20 protein-coding genes and 1 pseudogene are annotated in these 20823 nt (G+C 72.1%); 13 read left to right on the forward strand and 8 right to left on the reverse strand.

The features are described 5' to 3' along the window. From ACGFH9_RS10855 to ACGFH9_RS10870, 4 genes and pseudogenes are all read left to right on the forward strand, one after another. Window positions 1–282: pseudogene (locus tag ACGFH9_RS10855) on the forward strand (IS982 family transposase); the annotation flags it as partial. 44 nt (window positions 283–326) lie between these two features. Further along, window positions 327–521, forward strand: coding sequence for a hypothetical protein (locus ACGFH9_RS10860; protein WP_393217360.1), 195 nt, complete (start codon window positions 327–329; stop codon window positions 519–521). Window positions 522–552: 31 nt separating this feature from the next. Beyond that, entirely contained in the window at window positions 553–777 is a 225-nt protein-coding gene (locus ACGFH9_RS10865) for a hypothetical protein (RefSeq protein WP_393217361.1), read from the forward strand. Between the two features lie 36 nt (window positions 778–813). Beyond that, a complete protein-coding gene (locus tag ACGFH9_RS10870; RefSeq protein ID WP_393217362.1) occupies window positions 814–1785 on the forward strand; it encodes a DNA polymerase domain-containing protein in 972 nt (323 codons plus the stop codon). A gap of 13 nt (window positions 1786–1798) precedes the next feature. On the opposite strand, the gene ACGFH9_RS10875 is transcribed toward ACGFH9_RS10870, so the two are convergent. Continuing rightward, window positions 1799–2242: an Lrp/AsnC family transcriptional regulator gene (locus ACGFH9_RS10875; RefSeq protein ID WP_393217363.1), complete on the reverse strand. Its 444-nt coding sequence runs from the start codon at window positions 2240–2242 to the stop codon at window positions 1799–1801. 169 nt (window positions 2243–2411) lie between these two features. Here ACGFH9_RS10875 and pdhA point away from each other — a divergent pair, with 169 nt between their 5' ends. The 4 genes from pdhA to ACGFH9_RS10895 all read left to right on the forward strand — a co-directional run bounded on the left by pdhA (window position 2412) and on the right by ACGFH9_RS10895 (window position 7815). Then, the gene (pdhA, locus tag ACGFH9_RS10880; protein WP_393217364.1) at window positions 2412–3578 is read left to right on the forward strand and encodes a pyruvate dehydrogenase (acetyl-transferring) E1 component subunit alpha; all 1167 of its coding nucleotides are present in this window, start codon (window positions 2412–2414) and stop codon (window positions 3576–3578) included. Next, entirely contained in the window at window positions 3575–4579 is a 1005-nt protein-coding gene (locus ACGFH9_RS10885; RefSeq protein WP_393217620.1) for an alpha-ketoacid dehydrogenase subunit beta, read from the forward strand. The genes pdhA and ACGFH9_RS10885 overlap by 4 nt, the downstream gene beginning before the upstream one ends. Beyond that, window positions 4576–6000, forward strand: coding sequence for a dihydrolipoamide acetyltransferase family protein (locus tag ACGFH9_RS10890; RefSeq protein WP_393217365.1), 1425 nt, complete (start codon window positions 4576–4578; stop codon window positions 5998–6000). The genes ACGFH9_RS10885 and ACGFH9_RS10890 overlap by 4 nt, the downstream gene beginning before the upstream one ends. Before the next feature lie 135 nt (window positions 6001–6135). After that, window positions 6136–7815 carry a right-handed parallel beta-helix repeat-containing protein gene (locus ACGFH9_RS10895; protein WP_393217621.1) on the forward strand — a complete coding sequence of 560 codons (1680 nt, stop codon included), beginning with the start codon at window positions 6136–6138 and terminating at the stop codon, window positions 7813–7815. A gap of 116 nt (window positions 7816–7931) precedes the next feature. On the opposite strand, the gene ACGFH9_RS10900 is transcribed toward ACGFH9_RS10895, so the two are convergent. Together ACGFH9_RS10900 and ACGFH9_RS10905 are read right to left on the reverse strand one after the other, a co-directional pair. Then, window positions 7932–10028, reverse strand: a complete 2097-nt coding sequence (locus ACGFH9_RS10900) for a PQQ-dependent sugar dehydrogenase (protein ID WP_393217366.1) — start codon at window positions 10026–10028, stop codon at window positions 7932–7934. 20 nt (window positions 10029–10048) lie between these two features. Then, on the reverse strand, window positions 10049–11023 hold the full coding sequence (locus ACGFH9_RS10905) for a sugar phosphate isomerase/epimerase family protein (RefSeq protein ID WP_393217367.1): 975 nt from the start codon (window positions 11021–11023) through the stop codon (window positions 10049–10051). 871 nt (window positions 11024–11894) lie between these two features. On the opposite strand from ACGFH9_RS10905, the gene ACGFH9_RS10910 reads away from it, so the two are divergent. Beyond that, window positions 11895–13163, forward strand: coding sequence for an Ig-like domain-containing protein (locus ACGFH9_RS10910; protein WP_393217368.1), 1269 nt, complete (start codon window positions 11895–11897; stop codon window positions 13161–13163). Between the two features lie 66 nt (window positions 13164–13229). On the opposite strand, the gene ACGFH9_RS10915 is transcribed toward ACGFH9_RS10910, so the two are convergent. Continuing rightward, on the reverse strand, window positions 13230–14246 hold the full coding sequence (locus ACGFH9_RS10915) for an SMP-30/gluconolactonase/LRE family protein (RefSeq protein WP_393217369.1): 1017 nt from the start codon (window positions 14244–14246) through the stop codon (window positions 13230–13232). 201 nt (window positions 14247–14447) lie between these two features. Here ACGFH9_RS10915 and ACGFH9_RS10920 point away from each other — a divergent pair, with 201 nt between their 5' ends. Further along, a complete protein-coding gene (locus ACGFH9_RS10920; RefSeq protein WP_393217370.1) occupies window positions 14448–14867 on the forward strand; it encodes an STAS domain-containing protein in 420 nt (139 codons plus the stop codon). 75 nt (window positions 14868–14942) lie between these two features. On the opposite strand, the gene ACGFH9_RS10925 is transcribed toward ACGFH9_RS10920, so the two are convergent. The 3 genes from ACGFH9_RS10925 to ACGFH9_RS10935 all read right to left on the reverse strand — a co-directional run bounded on the left by ACGFH9_RS10925 (window position 14943) and on the right by ACGFH9_RS10935 (window position 17161). After that, entirely contained in the window at window positions 14943–15335 is a 393-nt protein-coding gene (locus tag ACGFH9_RS10925) for an FKBP-type peptidyl-prolyl cis-trans isomerase (RefSeq protein ID WP_355247599.1), read from the reverse strand. A 195-nt stretch (window positions 15336–15530) separates the two neighbouring features. Further along, window positions 15531–16091 carry a hypothetical protein gene (locus ACGFH9_RS10930; RefSeq protein ID WP_393217371.1) on the reverse strand — a complete coding sequence of 187 codons (561 nt, stop codon included), beginning with the start codon at window positions 16089–16091 and terminating at the stop codon, window positions 15531–15533. Then, window positions 16088–17161 (reverse strand): Asp23/Gls24 family envelope stress response protein, encoded by a 1074-nt coding sequence (locus ACGFH9_RS10935; RefSeq protein WP_393217372.1) that lies wholly within the window; start codon window positions 17159–17161, stop codon window positions 16088–16090. Before ACGFH9_RS10935 ends, ACGFH9_RS10930 begins: the two co-directional genes overlap by 4 nt. Before the next feature lie 231 nt (window positions 17162–17392). On the opposite strand from ACGFH9_RS10935, the gene ACGFH9_RS10940 reads away from it, so the two are divergent. Both ACGFH9_RS10940 and ACGFH9_RS10945 read left to right on the forward strand, forming a co-directional pair. After that, on the forward strand, window positions 17393–18259 hold the full coding sequence (locus tag ACGFH9_RS10940; protein ID WP_393217373.1) for a hypothetical protein: 867 nt from the start codon (window positions 17393–17395) through the stop codon (window positions 18257–18259). A 290-nt stretch (window positions 18260–18549) separates the two neighbouring features. Then, window positions 18550–19785: a hypothetical protein gene (locus ACGFH9_RS10945; protein WP_393217374.1), complete on the forward strand. Its 1236-nt coding sequence runs from the start codon at window positions 18550–18552 to the stop codon at window positions 19783–19785. Between the two features lie 103 nt (window positions 19786–19888). On the opposite strand, the gene ACGFH9_RS10950 is transcribed toward ACGFH9_RS10945, so the two are convergent. Beyond that, window positions 19889–20236: an Lsr2 family protein gene (locus ACGFH9_RS10950; RefSeq protein WP_355247584.1), complete on the reverse strand. Its 348-nt coding sequence runs from the start codon at window positions 20234–20236 to the stop codon at window positions 19889–19891. Window positions 20237–20527: 291 nt separating this feature from the next. Here ACGFH9_RS10950 and ACGFH9_RS10955 point away from each other — a divergent pair, with 291 nt between their 5' ends. Beyond that, the gene (locus ACGFH9_RS10955) at window positions 20528–20812 is read left to right on the forward strand and encodes a hypothetical protein (RefSeq protein WP_393217375.1); all 285 of its coding nucleotides are present in this window, start codon (window positions 20528–20530) and stop codon (window positions 20810–20812) included. Window positions 20813–20823: the final 11 nt, after the last annotated feature.

Below are 20823 nucleotides of genomic sequence, written 5' to 3' on the forward strand. Positions count from 1 at the left end.
GAGCGGCAGTTGGCAGAGCAGGGCATCGAACTGCTACGCCCGTCACGCAAGAAGGAGAAGGCCCGCTACGGCGAGCCGATGCTCAAGAAGGTCCGCCAGCTCATCGAGTCAGTCAACGACACCCTCAAGGGCCAACTCGACCTGGAAGAGCACGGCGGACGAACCTTCACCGGCGTCGCCGTCCGCGTCGCCCAACGCCTACTCGCCATGGCCGCCGCGATCTGGCACAACAACAAGACCGGAGCACCCGTCACCCGATCACTCATTGCCTACGACCACTGACGGGTTCGGAACTACTCGTCTAGCCCGGGCACAGCCTGCTCAGGGTGGTCGCGGGTCGACTGCGCGAGGCCCAGCGCGCCGGTGAGGGGGACCGGCTGGAGTTGGCCCCGCCGGGCTCGCGGCGGGACTTCGTGGGCTTGAGCGACGTGGTCGCCGCCGTGCTGCTGGCCACGATCCTGTCCGCGGCGGCTGACCACGTGATCAACATCGGTCGCGGGGGGCGCCGCCAGCGTCCGTGACATTGTCCAGCTCCTCATCGACGTCAGTGGGGTGCCGACCGACCTGGTCGAGGCCGCGCAGACCGGCCCAGCCGAGTCGACCTGGCAGCGGCTGGACCTCGGGCTCGCCGCCGAGGTGCTCGGCCGGTCGCCGAGCGACGATCTGCACACCAAAATGAAGCAGTTGTGGGAGCACTCCGGCACCGAGCTGTCCGCGACGCAGTCGGTCGGCGGCCCGTCCGGGCAGCAGCACGCCACGCTGGTCCCGGGCCGGTAGCCCACCGGGTCCGCCCGCACGTCGTACCCTCGGGGCGTGGCCACGGCGGCGGAGGAGATCCAGGTGGGGGAGCGGCTGGTCCGCGTCTCCAGCCCCGACAAGCCGTACTTCCCGGAACGCGGGCTGACCAAGCTGGACGTGGTCCGCTACTTCCTGGCGGTCGGCGACGGCATCCTGCGGGCGCTGCGCGACCGGCCGACCATGCTGGAACGCTGGCCGCGCGGCGTCTTCGAGGGCGCGACGATCGCCACCCGGCAGACCAACCGCGGCGACGCGTTCTACCAGAAGCGGCTGCCGGCGGGCGCGCCCGAGTGGGTTCGCACCGCGCACATCACGTTCCCCAGCGGCCGGACCGCCGACGAGGTCGCGCCGAGCGAACTGGCGGTGGTGATCTGGGCGGCCAACCTGGGCACCCTGCGCTTTCACCCGTGGCCGGTGTCCACCGCCGACGTGGAGCGCCCCGACCAGTTGCGCATCGATCTCGACCCGATGCCCGGCGTCGGCTTCGAACAGGTGGTGCCGGTGGCGCACGAGGTGCGGGCGTTCCTCGCCGAGCTGGGCATGACCGGCTACCCGAAGACCACCGGTGGCCGGGGGCTGCACGTGTACCTGTCGATCGAGCCGAGGTGGAGTTTCGGCGAGTGCCGCCGGGCGGTGCTCGCGTTGGGGCGCGAGATGCAGCGCCGTCTGCCGGAGCTGGTCACCACCACCTGGTGGCGGGACCAGCGGGACCGGCCGGTCTTCGTGGACTACAACCAGATGTCCCGCGACCACACGATGGCGTCGGCCTACTCGATCCGGCCGACGCCCCGGGCGTTGGTGTCGACGCCGTTGGACTGGGCGGAGCTGGACGACGCGCTTCCGGAGGACTTCGACGTGCTCACCGTGCCGGCCCGGTTCGCCGAGCGCGGCGACCCGCACGCCGGCCTGGACGGCGACCGGCACTCGTTGGAGCCGCTGCTGGAGCTGGCCGACCGCGAGGGCCTGGAGGCGCCGCCCGAGCGGTGACCCGACGGGTGGCCTACTGCCACGGGCTCTGCGTTCCTTCGAACTCCTCGAAGACCAGCCACGACCGTGTCGACAGCACCCCGGCGATGCGCTGCACCCGGTCGAGCACCACGTCCCGCAGGGCGGCGTTGTCCGGTGCCCGGACCAGGGCCAGTACGTCGTGCTCGCCACTGAGCAGCGCGACGTGCTCGACGTACCGCACCTGGGCCAGCTCGGCCGACACCTCCCGCCAGGTGTTCTGCTCGATCGTCAACGCCATGTACGCCGACGTGCCCAACCCGGCGGCCTCGGGCGCGACCTGTGCCCGGAAGCCCGTGATGACGCCTTCGCGCACCAGACGCTCCACCCGGGTGTACGCGTTGGTGCGCGAGATGTGGATGCGCTCGGCCAGGGTGCGTACCGACGTGCGACCGTCGCGGACCAGCTCGTCCAGGATCCGCCGGTCGACCTCGTCCATGGTTCGGGCCGATCGTCCTGATCCGGTTACCCGGCTCGCTCCGTCTCCGTTCTCCTGGCTCACCGACGCGCCTCCCGCATGCCAGTCGTCCCGCCTTCTGCGTGGATCTTGAGTCAATCATCCGTCAGGCGGAAGCATAGGCTCACCACACGTCCCAGGAGGTCCCGCCGTGACGACCACACCCCAGGCGGTCCGCAGGGCATCCCCGCGCGCCCGTCGGACGGTCACCCCGCCCGACCCGGCGCGCTCGCTGCTGCCGGACGCCGAACCGGTCCGCCTACTCGACCCGACCGGCACGCCGCTGCCGGCCCGCACCGACTATCCCGAACCGCCCGTCGAGGCGCTGCGGGAGCTGTACCGCCGGATGGTGCTCGGCCGCCGTTTCGACACCCAGGCGACCGCGCTCACCAAGCAGGGCCGCCTCGCCGTCTACCCGTCGTCGCGGGGACAGGAGGCGTGCCAGGTGGCCGCCACGCTCGCGGTCCGTGACACCGACTGGCTGTTCCCCACCTACCGCGAATCGATGGCGCTGGTTGCCCGGGGCATCGATCCCGTCGAGGTGCTCACCCTGCTGCGCGGCGACTGGCACTGCGGCTACGACCCGACCCGGGTGCACACCGCGCCGCAGTGCACCCCTCTCGCCACCCAGTGCGTGCACGCGGCCGGGCTGGCGCACGGCGAGGCGTACCAGGGGCGCGACACCGTGGCGCTGGCCTTCATCGGCGACGGGGCGACCAGCGAGGGCGACTTCCACGAGGGCATCAACTTCGCCGCCGTGTTCAAGGCCCCGGTCGTCTACTTCGTGCAGAACAACAGGTACGCCATCAGCGTCCCGCTGTCCCGGCAGACCGCGGCGCCGTCGCTGGCGTACAAGGGTGTCGGTTACGGGGTGCCCAGTGAGCAGGTCGACGGCAACGACCCCGTCGCGGTGCTCGCCGTGCTGACCCGCGCGGTCGCGCACGCCCGCGCCGGCAACGGGCCGTTCCTGGTCGAGGCGCACACCTATCGGATGGAGCCGCACACCAACGCCGACGACGCCAGCCGCTACCGCGACGGCGCCGAGGTCGACGCCTGGCGCGACCGGGACCCCCTGGCCCGCCTGGAAACGTACCTGCGCGCCCGCGGGGTGCTCGACGACGCGGCGGTCGCCGAGATGGCCGAGCAGGCCGAGGCGTACGCGGCGGACCTGCGCGCCCGCATGAACGAGCAGCCCACCGTCGACCCGCTGAGCCTGTTCGACCACGTCTACGCCGAGCCCACCCCCCAACTCGTCGAGCAGCGCGAGCAGGTCCGCGCCGAGCTGGCCGCCGCGTACGACGAGGAGGGTGGCGCCTGATGGCCACCACCATGGCGAAGGCCCTCAACACCGCACTCGCCGACGCGCTCGCCGCCGACGACCGGGTCGTCGTCTTCGGCGAGGACGTCGGCGCGCTCGGCGGCGTCTTCCGGATCACCGACGGCCTGCAGGCCCGCTTCGGCGAGAAGCGCTGCTTCGACACGCCGCTCGCCGAGGCCGGCATCGTCGGCTTCGCCGTCGGCCTGGCCATGTCCGGACTGCGGCCGGTCGTCGAGATGCAGTTCGACGCGTTCGCGTACCCGGCGTTCGAGCAGATCGCCTCGCACGTGGCGAAGCTGCGTAACCGCACCCGGGGCAAGCTCAGCGTGCCCATCGTCATCCGGGTGCCGTACGCCGGCGGCATCGGCGGGGTGGAGCACCACTGCGACTCCTCCGAGGCGTACTACGCGCACACCCCCGGCCTGAAGGTCGTCACCCCGGCGACGGTCGAGGACGCGTACTCGCTGCTGCGGGAGGCGATCGACGACCCCGACCCGGTGGTCTTCATGGAGCCCAAGAAGCTCTACTTCGGCAGCGCCGAGGCGCAGTTGCCGACCCACACCGAGCCGTTCGGCCGGGCCGTCGTGCGCCGGCCCGGCCGCGACGCGACGCTGGTGGCGTACGGGCCGGCGGTGCCGGTGGCCCTGGAGGCCGCCGAGGCCGCCCGCGAGGAGGGCTGGGACCTGGAGGTCGTCGACGTGCGCACCATCGTGCCGTTCGACGACGCCACGATCACCGCGTCGGTCCGGCGTACCGGTCGGTGCGTGGTGATCCAGGAGGCGCCCGGCTTCGCGGGCGTCGGCGCGGAGATCGCCGCCCGGGTGCAGGAGCGCTGCTTCCACGCCCTGCACGCGCCGGTGCTGCGGGTGGCCGGGCTGGACATTCCGTACCCGGCGCCGATGCTGGAGCACACCCACCTGCCCGGCGTCGACCGCGTCCTCGACGCGGTGGCCCGCCTGCAGTGGGACGACCAGCCCGACGCGCGCTGGGCGGCGGCATGACCACCGTCGAGCGGACACAGGTCTTCCTCCTGCCCGACCTGGGCGAAGGGCTGAGCGAGGCCGAGATCGTCGAGTGGCGGGTCGCCGTGGGCGACGTCGTCACGGTGGACCAGAGCGTCGTCGAGGTGGAGACCGCCAAGGCGGTCGTGGACGTGCCCTGCCCGTACGCCGGACGGGTCGTGACCCTGCATGGCGCGGCCGGTGAGGTCCGCCCCGTCGGCCAGCCGTTGATCACCATCGCGCCGCTGGACGGCGGGGACGAGCCCGCCGGGCACGCCACCTACCGCGAGGAGGAGCGGGCCGGCTCCGGCAACGTCCTGATCGGGTACGGCACCGGCCACGGCGGCGCGACACGTCGTCGCCGTCGGTCGCGTCTGGCCCTCGCGCCCGACCCGGCCAGCGCAGCCGAGCCCGCCGCTGCCCAGCCCGACGCGGCCCACGCCAGCGCCGACCCTGCTGACGCGGTCCGGGCCGACGCGGGCACCGCGACCGACCTGGCTCCCCACGCCGGCCCGCCGTCGAGCGTCCTGGTCATCTCGCCGATCGTCCGTCGGCTGGCCCGGGAGCGCGGCGTCGACCTGGGCGCGGTGCGGGGTACCGGACCCGGCGGGGTGATCCGCCGCGTCGACGTGGAGGCCGCCTCGGCCGCCCCCGCGGCCCGCATCGCCGCCGTGCCGGACCCGCACGATGCCCCGACCCCGCCCCAGACCCCGACCCCGGCCGGTAACGGGGATGTCGTCGTCCCGCTCACCGGAGTGCGCAAGGTGATCGCCGACAAACTCTCCCGCAGCCGGCGGGAGATCCCCGAGGTGACCATCTGGGTCGACGTGGACGCCACCGGACTGCTGGAGACCCGTGCGGCGATCAACGCGGCGACGCCCGACGAGCCGGTGAGCATCCTGGCCCTGCTGGCCCGGATCTGCCTCAGCGGTCTGCGCCGGTACCCGCAGCTCAACTCCCGGGTCGACACCGAGGGGCAGCGCATCGTCCAGTCCGCCGCCGTGCACCTGGGGATCGCCGCGCAGACCGACCGGGGCCTGCTGGTGCCGGTGCTGCGCGACGCCCAGCGGCTGACCACCGCCGAGTTGGCCGCCGCTCTGGCGGAGACCACCGCCGCGGCGCGGGCCGGGACGCTCGCTCCGGCCCACCTCACCGGCGGCACCTTCACACTGAACAACTACGGCGTGTTCGGCGTGGACGGCTCCACGCCGATCATCAACCACCCCGAGGCGGCGCTGCTCGGAGTGGGGCGCATCGTGGACAAGCCGTGGGTGGTCGACGGGCAGTTGGCCGTCCGCAAGGTGACCCAGCTCAGCCTCACGTTCGACCACCGGGTCTGCGACGGCGGGGTGGCCGGCGGTTTCCTGCGGCACGTCGCCGACTGCGTGGAGCGCCCGGCGCTGCTGATCGCCGCCGTCTGACGCGTACCCCCTCGGTCCCGGCACCGCCCGCGCGGTGCCGGGACCGTGGGCGTCCCGGGGTTTCCCGGCCGCCTCACCGGGAAGTCGGCCCCGCCGGTACGCGCCGGACGCGTCGAAGGGAGCCGACCCGTGGCCGTGGCGAACGAGCTGCTACTCAACTCGATCCGCGTGCGGCGGCCCGCGGCGGCCGGCGCGCCGCTCTACTGCGACGCGCTGGAGTACGGCCTGACCGGTGACGGCACGACCAACGACCAGCCGGCGCTGGCCGCCCTCGTGGACCGACTCGGTGCCGGGTACGCCTCCGACGGCCGAGCCCGCGTCATCTACTGCCCGCCGGGCATCTACTCGATCCGTGACGCCGGCACGGTGTGGCGCAGCGGCGTCTCGCTGGTCGGCGCCGGCCCGGCGGCGACCCGATTCATGCTCAGCAACGAGGGCAACCGGGCCGACCCGACCCCGCTGGCCTTCTGGACCACCGTGCAGCACGGCGCCGACCGGGAACGCCACATCGCCGACTGCACCTTCGCCGACTTCCAGATCGACGGCTCCGGTGTCGCGATGGCCGAGTACAGCTACCTCGCCAAGGGCCTCGGCCTGCAGTACGTCGTGCGCGGCGTGTTCCGCAACCTCTACATCCACCACACCGCCGCCACCGGGCTGGGCTGCGACTTCCTCCAGGACTCCCTGATCGACGGCGTGGTGGTCGTCGGCTGCGGTCGGCTGGACAACGGCGAGCAGATCGGCGGCGCCGGCATCGGCGTGGGCATCGGCGGTTGGGGCACGGTGGAGCGTTTGACCATCGCGAACTGCACCACCCTCGCCAACGGCACCAACGGCATCTTCCTCGAACTGCAGAAGGACTACTGGCCGCCGCCGCGCGGCTACCGCATCATCGGCTGCCACAGCCAGGGCAACCGGTTCGGCATCTCCGACTGGGGCGCCGACGGTCTCATCGTGTCCGCCTGCACGATGACCGGCAACCTGGAGGCCGGCTTCGACATCTCGGCCCAGGGCACGGCGGCGGTGGCCGGACGGGGTGGGCTGCTCACCGACTGCGTCATCGACGGCAACATCGGTGACGGCGTCCGCGTCGGCAACACCCCGGGTCCGTACACCATCCGGGGCAACCGGATCAGCGGTAACGGTCGGCACGGCTACCACGGCCACGACCTCGGGCGGGGCTACCAGGGTCCGGTACGCGACGTGGTGATCGAGAGCAACGAGTTCTGGGGCAACGGGCTGGACGCCATCCGGGTCGACCACCAGATGACCGACGCGGTCCTGCTCAACAACCGGATCCGCAACAACGGCCGACAGTACGCGCAGGCTGCCAGCGGTAGCGGCGAGACCGTCCGCTACGCCGAACGGTCGGTGGTGGACCGGTCGGCGGACTGGCCGCACGACGGGCACCGGGGCAAGGTCCTGCGGGTGGGACGGGCCGTGGCCATGGTCGCCGCGAACACCGGCGACGAACTCCTCCTGGCGCCGGTGCGGCCCGACGGCATCAGCGCCTGGAGTGGGGACGTACCGCCCCCGGGCTGCGGGTACGAGCTGGACGCCGCACCCCGGCGGCGGGCCGGCATCACCATCGACGCGGCGTTCGACTCGGCCACCATCCGGGGCAACCGGATCTGGGACAACCACGAGACCAGCACCCAGACCCACGGACTGTGGATCACCGAGCGGGGAAGCTGCGTGGACTGCCGCGTCGAGGACAACGACCTCGCCGGCAACGCCGAGGACGGCATGCGCCTGGACACCCCGCCGGTGGGCGGACGCTGGCGCGACAACCACGTCGACAACGACTGGAGCTGACCGGCACTCGCGTCGCCCGGATCGAGGTGTCCTCCGGCTGGCGGGCGCCGGGCCGCAACGCGAGGCGGCGGCGACCGGAGAACTTCCCGGTCGCCGCCGCCGTCACTGTCGACAGGTCAGCCGGCCAGGCCGGCCACCGGCGTCGGATCGAGCACCACGGTAGCCGTGGCGCTCTGCGGCGGTACGCCCGGCTCCGTCGGCGCGTCCGTGTACTCCGCGACGAACACCGCGGTCAGGTTGTCCGCGCCGCTGTGCCCACCGTCGAGGAAGGTGGGGATGGTGCCGGAGCATCCGGTCGCTGTGGAGAGCGGGTGCCCGTGCTCGTCGTGGCCGAGCACGTAGGTGACCTTTACCCGCGAGCAGTCCACCGGAAGGTCGTCGGTGACCTTGACCTGGTACGCGACCGTCTGCCCGAACTGGAAGGGCTGCCCGGCCACCGGGGCGACGAACTCGATGACCGGCGCGGTCGGGCCGACCACCAGCGGCAGGGTCGCCGAGGCCGAGCGTCCGGTGCGGTCGGTCACCTTCAGAGTCGGCGTGTACGACCCGTTCTCCTGGAACGTCCACGACGGATTGGGGTCGGTGCTGTCCACCGAGCCGTCCGCGTTGAAGTCCCACGCGTAGCTCAGCTTGTCGCCGTCCGGGTCGGTGGTGCCGGCGCTGGAGAACGCGACGGTCAGCGGTGCCTGCCCGACGGTCGGAGTACCGCTGATCTTCGGGATCGGCGTCCGGTTGCCCCGGACGAAGTCGATCCGGGACAGCTGGGCGTCCGGGTTCTCGGCGAAGTAGCCGTCGCCGTACTCCAGGACGTAGAGCGCGCCGTCCGGACCGAACTCCATGTCCATCGGGTTGTCCACCACCAGCGACGGCGCCACCGGACGGATGTCCTGCACGTCGCCGTCGGAGTCGAGGCGGAACTCCTTGATGTAGTCGCGGGTCCACTCGTAGAACAGCGGCACCCCGTCGTAGTAGGCCGGCCACCGGGTACGCGACGTGCTGGTCCCGTCGTAGTCGTACGCCGGGCCACCCATCGGGGCGATGCCGCCGGTGCCCAGCTGCGGGAACTCGGCCGATGCGGCCGCCGAGTACCAGACCTGCGGGGCCTCGACCGGCGGCAGCACGCGCTTGCCCGTGTTGTGCGGTGAGTCGTTGACCGGGCGCTTGCAGTTGAACTTCGGACCGGACTCGCCGGTGGCGAAGTCGTAGTCGCGGTAGGCGATGGTCGGCGTCACGCAGTACGGCCAGCCGTAGTTCGCCGGCTTGTCGACCACCATCCACCGGCCGTGGCCGGCGGGCCCGCGCTCCGGGTCCGCGTTGGAGGCGTCGGGGGAGTAGTCGCCCACGTACACGTCGTCGGTGCGCCTGTCGACCGCGAAGCGGAACGCGTTGCGCAGCCCCATCGCGTAGATCTCCGGTCGGGTCTGCGCCGTGCCCGCCTTGAACAGGTTGCCGGCCGGCACCGTGTACCCGCCACCGGCCTTCACCGTGATGCGCAGGAGCTTGCCGCGCAGGTCGTTGGTGTTGGCCGCGGTGCGCTGGGCGTCGTACGCCGGGTTCCGGTCGGCCCGCTCGTCGATCGGGACGTAGCCGTCGGAGGCGAACGGGTTGGTGTCGTCACCCGTCGACAGGTACAGGTTGCCCTTGCTGTCGAAGTCGATCTGGCCGCCGACGTGGCAGCAGATCCCCCGGTCGGTCGGCACGTCGATGATCTGCTGCTCGCTGGCGAGGTTGAGCTTCATCCCCTCCAGCTTGAACCGGGACAGCCGCAGCGCGCCCTTGAACCGCTGCCAGTCGGCCGCGGTGCCGACCTCCGGCGCGTCCCCCTCGTTGACGTCCGGCGTGGCCGGGTCGTCCACCGGGGTGTCCATGGGCGGTGAGTAGTACAGGTACACCCACTTGTTCTGGGCGAAGTTCGGGTCGATCGCGATGCCCTGCAACCCCTCCTCGTCGTGCTGGTACACGTCGATGTCGGCGGCGAGGGTGTTGAGTCCGGTGCGCGGGTCGTGGATGCGTACCTCGCCGGTCCGGGAGGTGTGCAGCACCCGCAGGTCGGGCAGGACGGCGAGGCTCATCGGCTCGCCGGGGAAATCGTTCAGCGTCACCTTCTGGAAACTGCTGTCCGGTGGCGGGGCCGGTGCGGCGGTCGCCGCCGACGGCACGGCCAGGCCGGCAGTCACCAGGAGCAGGGCGGACGCGAATGCGGTCCTGTTCATCAGGTAGCCCTTCGAGGTGGTCAGTACCGGAGTGAGGCGAGATAGTCGAAGCCGACCCGGGCGGTCTCGATGGCATCGGCGGGCACCCGCGGCGAGGTGCCCGCGTCGTCGCGTTCCACGATGTACTCCTCGATGCCCGCCTCCCGCTCGTACGCGAAGATGCGGCCGAAGTCGATGACACCGTCGCCGAGGTCGGCGAAGCCACCCTCGACGTCCAGGTCCTTGACGTGCACCTGGCGGATCCGCCCACGGTTCTCCCGGATCACGTCGACCGGGTCGTGCGCCCCACGCCAGGTCCAGTAGAGGTCGAGTTCGAAGTGGACCAACCGGGGATCGGTCTGCTTGGTGAGGATGTCGAAGCCGGTCGAGCCGTCGGTCAACGGCACGAACTCCAGCTGGTGGTTGTGGTAGCCGAAGTCGAGACCGGCACGCTCGGCGAGCCGACCGGCCTGGTTGAGGTCCCGGGCCAGGGCGCGGTAGATCGCCGGGTCCCGGTAAGGGCGCCCCTCGGCGTCCCGACCGAAGTACGGGTGGACGATCTTCTTGCAGCCCAGCGTGTTCGCGTCGGCGAGAGCGCGTTTCCAGGTGGCGGCGTCGAACGGCTGCGGGATACCGGTGTGCCCCGAGGTGGCACGCAGTCCGGCCGCGTCGAGCGCGGCGCGGAACTCCGCCGCCGTACGCCCCACGAAGCCGGCGTGCTCGACCCGCCGATAGCCGATGCGGCGCAGGGCGGTGAGGGTGCCGGGCAGGTCGGCGGCGAGCTGGTCACGCAGGGTGTAGAGCTGGATGCTGATGCGGTCCACCGGCACCCGACGTCGACCGTGGGACCGACCCGCGGCGGCAGTGTCACCGGCGGGTGCCGCGTTGGCCGGGCCGGCGAAGAGCCCGGCAGCGCCGACAGCGGCGGCGGAGACGGTCGCGGCGCGGAGCAACCCGCGCCGACTGACCGACTCGGACGCCCCGGTCGGCTCCGAGCGGTTGGCCTGGTGATCCATGGTGGTGGTTCCTTCCTGACGGCTGGCGTGCCGTCGGCAGCGGTCGACCTGCTGCCTTCACCGGGCGCGCCGAACTGGCCGGAGGCGTGCACCGGCTGGACGGTAGGGACGACGCGTATATGCGGTCGGCGACCCTGAGGGTGGACCGCGGCTGACCCCGGTAAGGGCGGCAGGCAGGCTGATCGACGAATGGGCAACCTTCTATCTGAAACGGACCCTACCCTTGACCCCGGACAAAGGCAAAGCTCCCTCACGATCAGCAGAAGTTTCGCTACACCTGACAAAAGTCCGCCCAGCAGGTGCGCGACAGCCCACCATCCGCCGCGCACGGGGCGCGATCATGCCGCCGTCGCGGCGCGGGCCAAGATCCGCGCAAGATCGGGGAAGTTGCTGCCTCCCGCGCGTCGAAAGCAGCAACATCGGGGAAGTTGTGAGGACCTTCCGCCCGCCGCCCGCCGCCCGCCGCCCGCCGCCCGCCGCCCGCCGCCGCGCAAGCAACCCCACGACCACGTCAGACCGCCTCCAACGGCGACCGCGCAAGCAGCGCCACGGCAGCGCCCGGGCGTGTCCGCGGCCAGCCCTGGGCAGAGCAGCGCGACGCGCGACCTTCCGCAGGCCGCGCGTAAGTCGTGCACCTGTGCCGATAGGTGCGGGCGCGGTGGCGTGGGGACGGGACCGGACGTTGCGGGTCGGGCGGCGTCTTGCGGGACCCGGCGGGGCCACAGGCGGCAGTGATGCGATTTCTCGGCACGACACTCATCGTAGGAAAATGCGCCAATAAATGCGCCCGCGATTATTTCCGAATGCCCTGGATACTCCTGTCGAGGCGGCCAGAATGTGGCGGAGGGAAGCCGAAACGGGGGGACTGAACATGACGTCTAGGCGGCGATTGACGCTGTTGGCGGTAACTATCGCAGCCGCACCGCTCGTGCTGGGTGGGTGCACCGTCGGCCAGGACTCGGCGGCCGGGCCGGCCAAGGGACACTCCGCGCCGCCGGACCTGACCGTGACACCGGGGGACAGGACCCGTGACGTCCCGGTCAGCGCTGAGGTCGGCACGGCGGTCAAGGGTGGACGGGTCACCGCGGTCCGGCTCACCGACGACAAGGGCGCGCAGGTCAAGGCCGAGCCGCGCGAGGACGGGTCGGGTTGGGTGCCGAGCGCGCCGCTGCAACCTCGGCGTACGTACACCGCTGAGGTGACCGCGACCGGCGACTCGGGTGCGACGACCACACGTACCACCACGTTCACCACGATGGCCAAGTCCACGAAACCGCAGATCACCAGCACGCTCTATTTCGTGGGCAACCGGACGTACGGTACGGCCATGCCGGTGACGGTGGCATTCGACCCGGCAATTCCCAAGGAGGCCAGGGCGGATGTGCAGCGTCGGTTGTTCGTGAAGACGAATCCGCCGCAGCCGGGCACCTGGTCGTGGCTGGACGACGGCAGTCAGGTCTATTACCGCGCGCCTGATTTCTGGCGGCCGGGGACGACGATCAGTGTCCGGGCGGGCCTGGAGGGCCTGCCGATCGGCAAGAACCTGGTGGGGGATGCCGAGCGGAGCGCGACCTCGAAGATCGGGAAACAGGTCTCGCTGGAGATCGACAACGCCACGAAGCAGATGACGGTGCTGCGCGACGGCAAGCAGGTGCGTCGCATCCCGGTCAGCCTGGGCAAGCCGAGCACGCCCAGCTCCAGCGGCAAGATGGTGATCATGGAGAAGCACGAGCGGACCACCTTCGACACCCGGGGTGAGCCGAACGGCGGCTACGTGGTCGACGTCGACGACGCCCAGCGGCTCACCTGGGGCGGCGAGTTCATCCACTCGGCCCCCTGGTCGGAGGGCGAGCAGGGCTTCACCAACACCTCGCACGGCTGCGCGAACGTCTCGGCCACGGCCGCGGACTGGCTGATGGGGGTGACCCAGGTCGGTGACCTGGTCACCGTCAAGGGCACCGAGGTCGAGCTGCAACCGGGCAACGGCTGGACGGCGTGGAACGTGAGCTGGGACGAGTTTGTCAAGGGCAGCGCCCTGCCGGTGCCGTCCGGGCTCAAGCCCGCGCCGGTTCCCCCGCCGCACCCGGGCGCGGTCGCCGGCGGGTCACCCGCTCCGGCGCCCTCGGTCAGCGGGCGCTGAGACACCGCCTCGGGCCGACCCACCACGGCGGTGGGTCGGCCCCGGGCCGTCGCGCGCGAGAAACGTTCAGCCCAGGGGTACGCGGGCCACGCCGGCCCCGACCAGGCTGCCCAGCCAGAGTTGGTCGCCGTGCTGTCGTACCCCGGTGATCATCCAGTAGTGCCCGGCCGGGCCGTGCAGCGTACGACGGACCGTGCCCTCGCCATCGACCAGCGCGACCAGCCCGTAGCGGCGTGGCTGCGGCTGCATGGCGTCGGGCAGCAGCGCGGCGAGCTGACGCAGCCGCGGGTGCGGCAGCAGCCGTTCGGCGCTGGGCACGCGGGGGCTGGGCAGGGCGATCCAGTACGTCCCGTCGCCCACCGCCGAGAGATTGTCCGGGTACGCGGGCAGGTCGGCGAGCACCCGCACGCCACCGCGCAGCTCCACGCGGAGCAGCCGGTGGGTGGTGGTCTCCACCAGCATCAGCGCCGACTCGTCGGGGGTGAGCGCGATGCCGTTGGGGAAGTACAGCCCGTCGGCCACCACCTCGGTCCGACCGGTGCCCGGGTGGTGGGCCAGCACCCGCCCGTTGGGGCGGTGTTCCAGCAGGTCCCGCTTCCAGTGCGAGACCGGGAACCGGTCCGACGAGTCGGTGAAGTAGATGGTGCCGTCGCGTGCCACCGTCGCGTTGTTGGCCAGGTGTACCGGTGGCGCGGTTCCGGTCAGCTCGCGGACCGCGCCGTCCGGTGTGACCCGCAGCAGTCCTCGGTACGCGTCGCAGACGACCAGCGCGTCCCCGGACGGATCCGCCTCGATGCCCAGCGGTCGGCCGCCGGTCTCGGCCAGCAGCCGTCCTCTGGTGCCGGCCGGCGCGTCGACCGGCCACCACCAGAGGTTGCCGTTCTCGTCGCCGCTGACGACCCGGCCGCTCGGGTCGACGAGCACGTCCTCGGGCCCGACGGCGCCCTCGGGGAGGGGGAGGAGGTCGACCTGGTCGAGGCGGCGATCCGTGGCCGCCCACACGCCGCGAAGTGGAGGCGGGACGGTGGCCGGTTCGCGGACGGGCCGGATCAACCGTGGCGGGCGAGGTCGGGGAAGCGCCATCGCGTCATTCTCCATCGCGGATGTCCGCCGCGCCCGAATCGTCGGGCGGATGGCGCGCCACCTGGCCGTCGAGCCGAGCCCGACGCCCCTGACCTCCACCTTCGGACGGATGAGGGGGAACCCTGGGGATGACCCTGGACGTACCCGGAATCACTCCCTGGACGGGCGAAACTGTCGGTGGTGGGGGCTAGATTCCACGGCATGGAAGAGCGCAGCGACCGGATCGACGTGCAGGTCAGCGTTGGTGACCAGGTGGTCCAGGTGCGGGTGGCCGGCGAGGTCGACATCGCCACCGTCGCCGCGTTCCGGTCCGCGCTGTGGTCCGCGCCGGCGCGGCCGGTGGTCCAGTTGGAGCTGTCCGGGCTGCGGCTGCTCTCCGCCGCCGGGGTGCGCACCCTGCTCGCCGCGCACCTGCGGGTGCGGGCCCGCGGCGGCGAGCTGGTCGTCGTCGATCCGACCCCGGTGGTGGCCCGGGTGCTGCGTGCCACCGGCCTGCACCGGGTGATGCCGATCCTCGAGCCCGCCCGCGTGGTCGAGGCCCGTCGTGGGGCGCCCGTCGACCTGGTCGCACCCGTTCGCCGCCCGCCGGCCGCGACAGGTGATCTGGTGCTGGCCGCCTGATTCGACTGCGCTCACGGCGGGTCGCGCCGTGGGGGTCGCCCGGCAGTGAGCCGGACGACCCCCACGACGTTTCGATCAGCGGACGTCCAGCAGGTCGACGACGAAGATCAGCGTCTCACCCGGCTTGATGACGCCGCCGGCGCCGCGGTCGCCGTACCCCAGGTGCGGCGGGATGGTCAGACGCCGACGGCCGCCGACGCGCATCCCGACCACGCCCCGGTCCCAGCCGGCGATGACCTGACCGCCGCCGAGCGGGAACTCGAACGCCTCGCCCCGGTTCCAGGACGAGTCGAACTCGCCACCGGTGGAGTGGGACACGCCGACGTAGTGGACGCTCACCAGCTGGCCGGGCTCGGCCTGCGGGCCGTCGCCCACGGTGATGTCCTCGGTCACGAGGTCGGCCGGCGGCGCACCCTCGATCGGACCCACCTCGGGCTTGCCGGATCGGGCGCCTGCTGCCTGGTTCATGCGGGATCTCCTGCCGTGTTGCGGTGATGTGTCCGGTCACCGTCGATCCTGCCGGATCGCCGACGGCCGATGGACGTCACACCCGCAAACCGACCGTGAGTGATCGACACCAGTTCGGCGATGTGGTGGTATCCGGCGCCCGGGATGCCCCCGTGTCGCCGAACTGGTGCCGATCATCGCGCGTGTTCGACCCGTTCAGGGCCGCGTCGGATCGATCCGGGCCGTCACGTCGAGGTGCGCGGGTTCGCAGCCGGCCGTCGTGGCGAACCGGCGGACGGCGGCGTGGACGTGCTCGCGGACCCGCGCGGCGGGGGCCTCGCTGGTCAGGTCCACCTGGACCCACACGTCGGGCCGCGGTGGTGTGCCGGTGAGCACGACCCGGGCGCGATGTACCCCGGCCGCCCCGACCAGGTCGCGTTCCAGCGCGCGTACGAGCACCTCGGTGGCCAGCCGGGTGCGACCGGGGCGGCTCCCGGCGTGGCTCAGCATGCCCCGCAGGGGCCGGTCGGGTCGGCGTACCGTCCGGTGCAGTAGGCGCTGGCCGGCGACGGCGGTCAGCAGCCCGGCGACCCCGGCGGCCAGGGTGCTCCAGGGCGTCGCCAGCCGCCACGCGTCGACCAGGCCTCCGCCGAGCAGGACCGGGTCGGGGGTGCCAGCTGACAGCGCGCCGCCGCCGATCGCCAGCGCGACCGCCCCACCGGCCACCAGCAGCAGCGCGACGATCGTCCACAACAGGCGGTGTGCGGCGTCGGTCATGCCGGCCCCCGGGAGGGCAGCAGTCGGATCTCGACACGGTCGACGCGCGGCCGGGCGAGCCGGCGCAGCTCCTGGCGCACGGCGAACTCGACCTCGGCGCGGGCCGCGGGATCGCCGGTGGCGTGCAGCCGGGGTCGCCACAGGTCACCGTGGCGTCGGATCCGCACCCTCGTCCGGCGTACGCCCGGCACGGTGTCCACCGCCTCGGTCAGTCGACGTTCCACGCACCGTCGGCGCAGGTGCCAGCCGTCGCGTTCGTCGACCCGCAGCCGGACCGGCGTCCACCGGCGCAGTTGCGCGGTCAGGACGACGAGGCCCAGCAGGACGGCCGCGCCGGCCCCTACCCGGACGCCGGGATCTGCCCAGCGGGTGCTGGTCAGCGCCTCGTACCAGCCGGGGCGGACGAGCAGCGGCGTCGGGACGTCGAGCGTCACCAGCAGCGCCTGCGCGGCCAGCAGGGCGCCGCCGGCCAGCAGGGCGAGGCCCAGCAGGAGTGAGGCCACCCGGTTGACGGTCGCCGTGGTCAGCTCCCCCCGCATGATCGGGGGGCGGGCAGCGGGTTCGACCGAGTCGGGCACCACGAGATCCCGCACCGTGACCGTCACCGCGACGACGGTGTGACCGGTGTCGGCGTACACCCGGTCGGCGACCGCGCGCCGGACCGCGTCGGCGACGGCGGGCACGCTGTGTCCGTACTCGGTGATGAGGTCGAGGTCGAGTCCCACGGTCCGGTCGTCCACGCGGACGGTGACCGGGCGGACCTCGCAGATGCCCGGCACCCGGCGGGCGGCGACGACGGCGCTCCGTCCGACCTCCGCTGCCGCGCCGCCCGTGTCCCGGTGGGGCGGTTCGGTGCCCGGCGGCGCGCCGGCGACCGGCGTGGCACGGGTGGGAGTGGGCCGCAGGGGAAGCCGGTGGTGTCGTCCCGCGCGATCCGTGGTCGGTCGACGGCGGATGGTCGGCTCGCCGGCCGGTCGCGGGTGCCGGGGCCGGCGCGGGTGCTCTCCCTCGCGTCGGCGGGGACGCGGCCCGCTCGCGGCGAGGGCGCCGAACCGCAGGTGTCGCGACATGCTCCGACCTCCCAGCCGATCCGCCTTCGGGGCGACCTCGCTGGATACACCCCAGCGGGTCTGCTGGAACCCGGCGGCAGGGTGACATAGGTCACAGCTGTGTAGCCAATCGTCGTCACGACGCCCTGCCGCTAGCGGCGCTCCGACGGCCGGGCGGGCCGCTCCACCGGGACGGGTGATCGACCGCCTAGACTCGGCGCGGTTCGACCGACCGGCGGATGGATCAGGCAGATGACGAGCAGCGGCGACCGCGGCTGGCTGCGGGCGATGCCCGCCGATGATGGACGCGACGCGCTGTTCAGCCGTGCCGGCCACCGGGTGTACGGGACGCGTCGGCTCAGCGAACTGGTGCAGGGGCGTCCACCGGGTGTCACCGGCAGCCAGTGGGGCTCGGCGAGCCGGGCGGCATTCGACCTCGTGGTCTGCGCGCCCGACACGCAACGACCCGTCGTCGCCGTGACGATCGGACCGGTTCCGCTCCCCGGGTCCGCCGAGCAACGCGCCGAGCGGCTCACGGACGCCGTGAGCGCCGCCGTCGGCCTGCCCGTGCTGCGCATCGGGTCGCCCACGTTGCGGGCCGCCGACCACGGCCGCCGCGTGATCGAGTACGTGCTCGACGCACGCGCCTACGCGACGGGCGGCGTCGGGGACGAGCCCGCCCCGGTGGGCTTCCGCGACATCCTCGGTCGACTGCCGGACGGGCGGACCGGCCCGGTGAACGACCTCGGCGCGTTGGCGCGCACGGCGGCGGTCGAGGCGTACGTGGCCGGGCGGCTGGCCGACCCGATCGTGCGGGGCCTGCACGTGAGCTGGACCGAGGGCCCGGCGCAGGGGTGGAGTTGGGTCCAGCCGCGGCTGGACAGTTGCCTCGTCGAGCGGGTGTCGATCACCGCCCAGCGCTTCTCCTGCGGCGTCGACGCGGCCCGCCTGGCCGAGGACCTGGCGACCGTCGCGGTCGGCGAACGGCTGCGCGCCACTGGGCCGGACAGCCCGGATCTGCTCGCGCGCGTGGACCTCACCGCGGAGATCGCCGCGCTGAGTCGCCGCCGCGACGAGTTGGTGGGCGGTTTCGCCTTCGACCACCTCTGCGCGGACTGACCCGCACTCTCCCTGCTGAACCCCGCTCCGCTCCCGATCCGCTCGGGCGCGGAGCAATTTCTTGTGGGGCTGTTGAACCTTCCCCGCCGCCGTCCCGTACTCCTGCGCGAATGAAGAGGATCTCCCCAACCGCGTCGACCGGGCGCGGGCGGCGGTGCGGAAAGGGCATCGTCGACCATCGACACATTACCGGGTAGGTCGCGGTGGCCGCCGCCGTGGCGTGCCATCTCACATCCGTCGGTCCGCCGAGGGCAGGAATCCACTACCGGATCGAGAAGGAGAGCAATTCGATGCGCAGGTCCACTCGGGCGCGCCGGTCACCCGGCATCGCGCGGAGCAAGCGTCTGCTGGCTGTTGTCGGCACGCTCGTGGTCTTCGGCGGAGTAGTCGCCGTCACCCAGATTTCGTCGGCCCAGGACCGGCGGACGAACAAGCCTCGACCCGCCGCCGGGCAGTGCGTGGAACCGAGCCCTGGCTCGACCGCGCCGAGTGGCACCTCGACCAGCCGTACGTGGCAGAACGGTCGCTGGGTGCGCAACCACTGGGGTGACGGTCAGGAGTCGGTGGCGGAGTGCGAGGACGGCAAGGACGGCACCGTGGGCACCGGCTCGGCCGTCGCCTGCCCGGATGTCGCCTCCAAGCTACCGCAGGTGCCGGAGCGGGCGCGCGCCGAGGTCGACCGTAACCTCGCGCAGTTGCAGAGCCAGATCGCCGAGGCCGACCGCCGACTCGCCGCCGAGGGCAACAAGGGTCAGGCGTTCATCAACAACGCGATCCTGCGGCCGCTGGCCGACAAGCGTAAGGCGGTGCTGGACCGGATCACGACCGCCATCGACCGCGTTGGACCCCGCCCGCAGGGTCTGGCGCAACTCGCCCAGTGTCAGGTGCAGCCGACCGGCAACAACGGTGGCGGTAACAGCGGCGGCGGTAACAACAACGGTGGCAACAACAACGGCGGGAACGGCAACGCCCCCGGCGCGGGCCTCGGCGTCCTGGCCAACAACTGCGACGAGAGCAAGTTGCAGCCGCACGACGGTTTCCAGAACGGCAACCGCTGTGTGAGCACCGAGTTCGGTGAGGTCGGCGCCGCCGCCAACAACCCCTCGCTGCTGATCACCCAGTTCCCGCAGCAGGTCGGCCGCAACCAGCCCTTCACCCTGCGGGTCAGCACCAAGAACCTGATCCGGGACCGGTTCCTCGCGGCCGGTCAGGGCGGCTACTACGTGGAGAGCTCGCTGCTCAACGCCCAGGGCCTGGTCCGGGGTCACTTCCACACCGCCTGCCGGATGCTGGACAGCCTGACCGCGCCGCCCGAGCCGCAGGAGGTGCCGGCGTTCTTCGTCGCCACCGAGGACGGTCGCGGTGGCGCCCAGCCGGACGACGTGACCATCCAGATCCCGGGTCTGCCGGAGTCGGGTACCGCGCAGTGCTCGGTCTGGGCCGGTGACGGCTCGCACCGTCTGCCCATGATGGAGCGGGCGAACCAGACCCCCGCGTTCGACTCGATCCGCATCAACGTCAACTGATCAACGGTCGGTCACCCGGGCGGACAGCACGCCCGGGTGGCCGACCCCGCACACAGCGAAGGGGTCCCGCCGTTTCGGCGGGACCCCTTCGCTGTGCCGCGTGTCAGCGGCTCTTGTACGCTTCCACGACCTCGACCGGGATCCGGCCCCGCTCCGAAATCTTGTAGCCGTTCTTGACGGCCCATTCCCGGATCGCCCGGTTTTGTTCGCGGTCCATTCCCGCGCCGGTGGGTCGTCCCGGCCGCCGAACTGTCCGCGTGTTCTCCGCCGGGCCCCGACCGATCCGGCGACCCGCATTGATGTATGGGTCCAGCGCCTTACGCAGGACACCCGCATTCTCGTCCGAGACGTCGATGGTGTAGGCCACGCCGTCGAGACTGAACTCGACCGTCCGATCGGCCTTCCCGCCGTCGAGGTCGTCGGTCAGCACCGTGATTACTTTTCTCGCCATTGCCGATTACTCCCTGTGTGTGGCGGGATGTGTCCAAAGTCTGACCTACCACCCGGGGAATGCGCAACAATATGCGTCCCATTCATTTCGGCGCGTCGCGATTGAGTGCGGCACAAAACAGCGAACGGGCCGGAATCGCGGGCGTTGGCGCTGCGTCAATCGGTGAGCAGGCCCGCGTGCCCGGCCACTGCCGCCGCCTCCGACCGGTTGGAGACCCGCAGCTAGCGCGGCAGGGAGGCGGTCATTCGTTTCACCGTCCGTTCCGAGACGTGCAGTTCCTCGGAGATGCCGGTGCCGGACGCCTTCCCGGGCAGCGGGGGGTTCACCGACGAGTTCGGCTATACCTACCTGGGCTTCTCCTCCGGAACCGACGCCGCCCAGGGGCGCTGGGCGTCCGGGCCCGTGCCGGACGGCAAGGGCGAGTTCCGCTACGACGACAGTCCGCGCGCGAACGCCCCGCCCCGCTGTCGCGTACCCGGGTGGGCGGTTCGGGAGCTGCTGCTGCCGACCCGTCGACTCGCCCCGCGAAGTGGCCCGGGTCACACACCGGAACAAGGGGAACGCTTTGTTACTTGAGTGAGACACGC

It is taken from the genome of Micromonospora sp. NPDC049102, assembly GCF_043197485.1.
Taxonomy (GTDB): Bacteria; Actinomycetota; Actinomycetes; order Mycobacteriales; family Micromonosporaceae; genus Micromonospora.

Bases quoted from the DNA above. Each gene is read 5' to 3' on its own strand.
- ACGFH9_RS10915 (WP_393217369.1), bottom strand. From the start codon at position 14,246: ATGGCGCTTCCCCGACCTCGCCCGCCACGGTTGATCCGGCCCGTCCGC.
- ACGFH9_RS10900 (WP_393217366.1), bottom strand. From the start codon at position 10,028: ATGAACAGGACCGCATTCGCGTCCGCCCTGCTCCTGGTGACTGCCGGC.
- ACGFH9_RS10945 (WP_393217374.1), top strand. From the start codon at position 18,550: ATGCGCAGGTCCACTCGGGCGCGCCGGTCACCCGGCATCGCGCGGAGC.
- ACGFH9_RS10910 (WP_393217368.1), top strand. From the start codon at position 11,895: ATGACGTCTAGGCGGCGATTGACGCTGTTGGCGGTAACTATCGCAGCC.
- ACGFH9_RS10890 (WP_393217365.1), top strand. From the start codon at position 4,576: ATGACCACCGTCGAGCGGACACAGGTCTTCCTCCTGCCCGACCTGGGC.
- ACGFH9_RS10875 (WP_393217363.1), bottom strand. From the start codon at position 2,242: ATGGACGAGGTCGACCGGCGGATCCTGGACGAGCTGGTCCGCGACGGT.
- ACGFH9_RS10905 (WP_393217367.1), bottom strand. From the start codon at position 11,023: ATGGATCACCAGGCCAACCGCTCGGAGCCGACCGGGGCGTCCGAGTCG.
- ACGFH9_RS10940 (WP_393217373.1), top strand. From the start codon at position 17,393: ATGACGAGCAGCGGCGACCGCGGCTGGCTGCGGGCGATGCCCGCCGAT.
- ACGFH9_RS10930 (WP_393217371.1), bottom strand. From the start codon at position 16,091: ATGACCGACGCCGCACACCGCCTGTTGTGGACGATCGTCGCGCTGCTG.
- ACGFH9_RS10920 (WP_393217370.1), top strand. From the start codon at position 14,448: ATGGAAGAGCGCAGCGACCGGATCGACGTGCAGGTCAGCGTTGGTGAC.
- ACGFH9_RS10925 (WP_355247599.1), bottom strand. From the start codon at position 15,335: ATGAACCAGGCAGCAGGCGCCCGATCCGGCAAGCCCGAGGTGGGTCCG.
- ACGFH9_RS10950 (WP_355247584.1), bottom strand. From the start codon at position 20,236: ATGGCGAGAAAAGTAATCACGGTGCTGACCGACGACCTCGACGGCGGG.
- ACGFH9_RS10935 (WP_393217372.1), bottom strand. From the start codon at position 17,161: ATGTCGCGACACCTGCGGTTCGGCGCCCTCGCCGCGAGCGGGCCGCGT.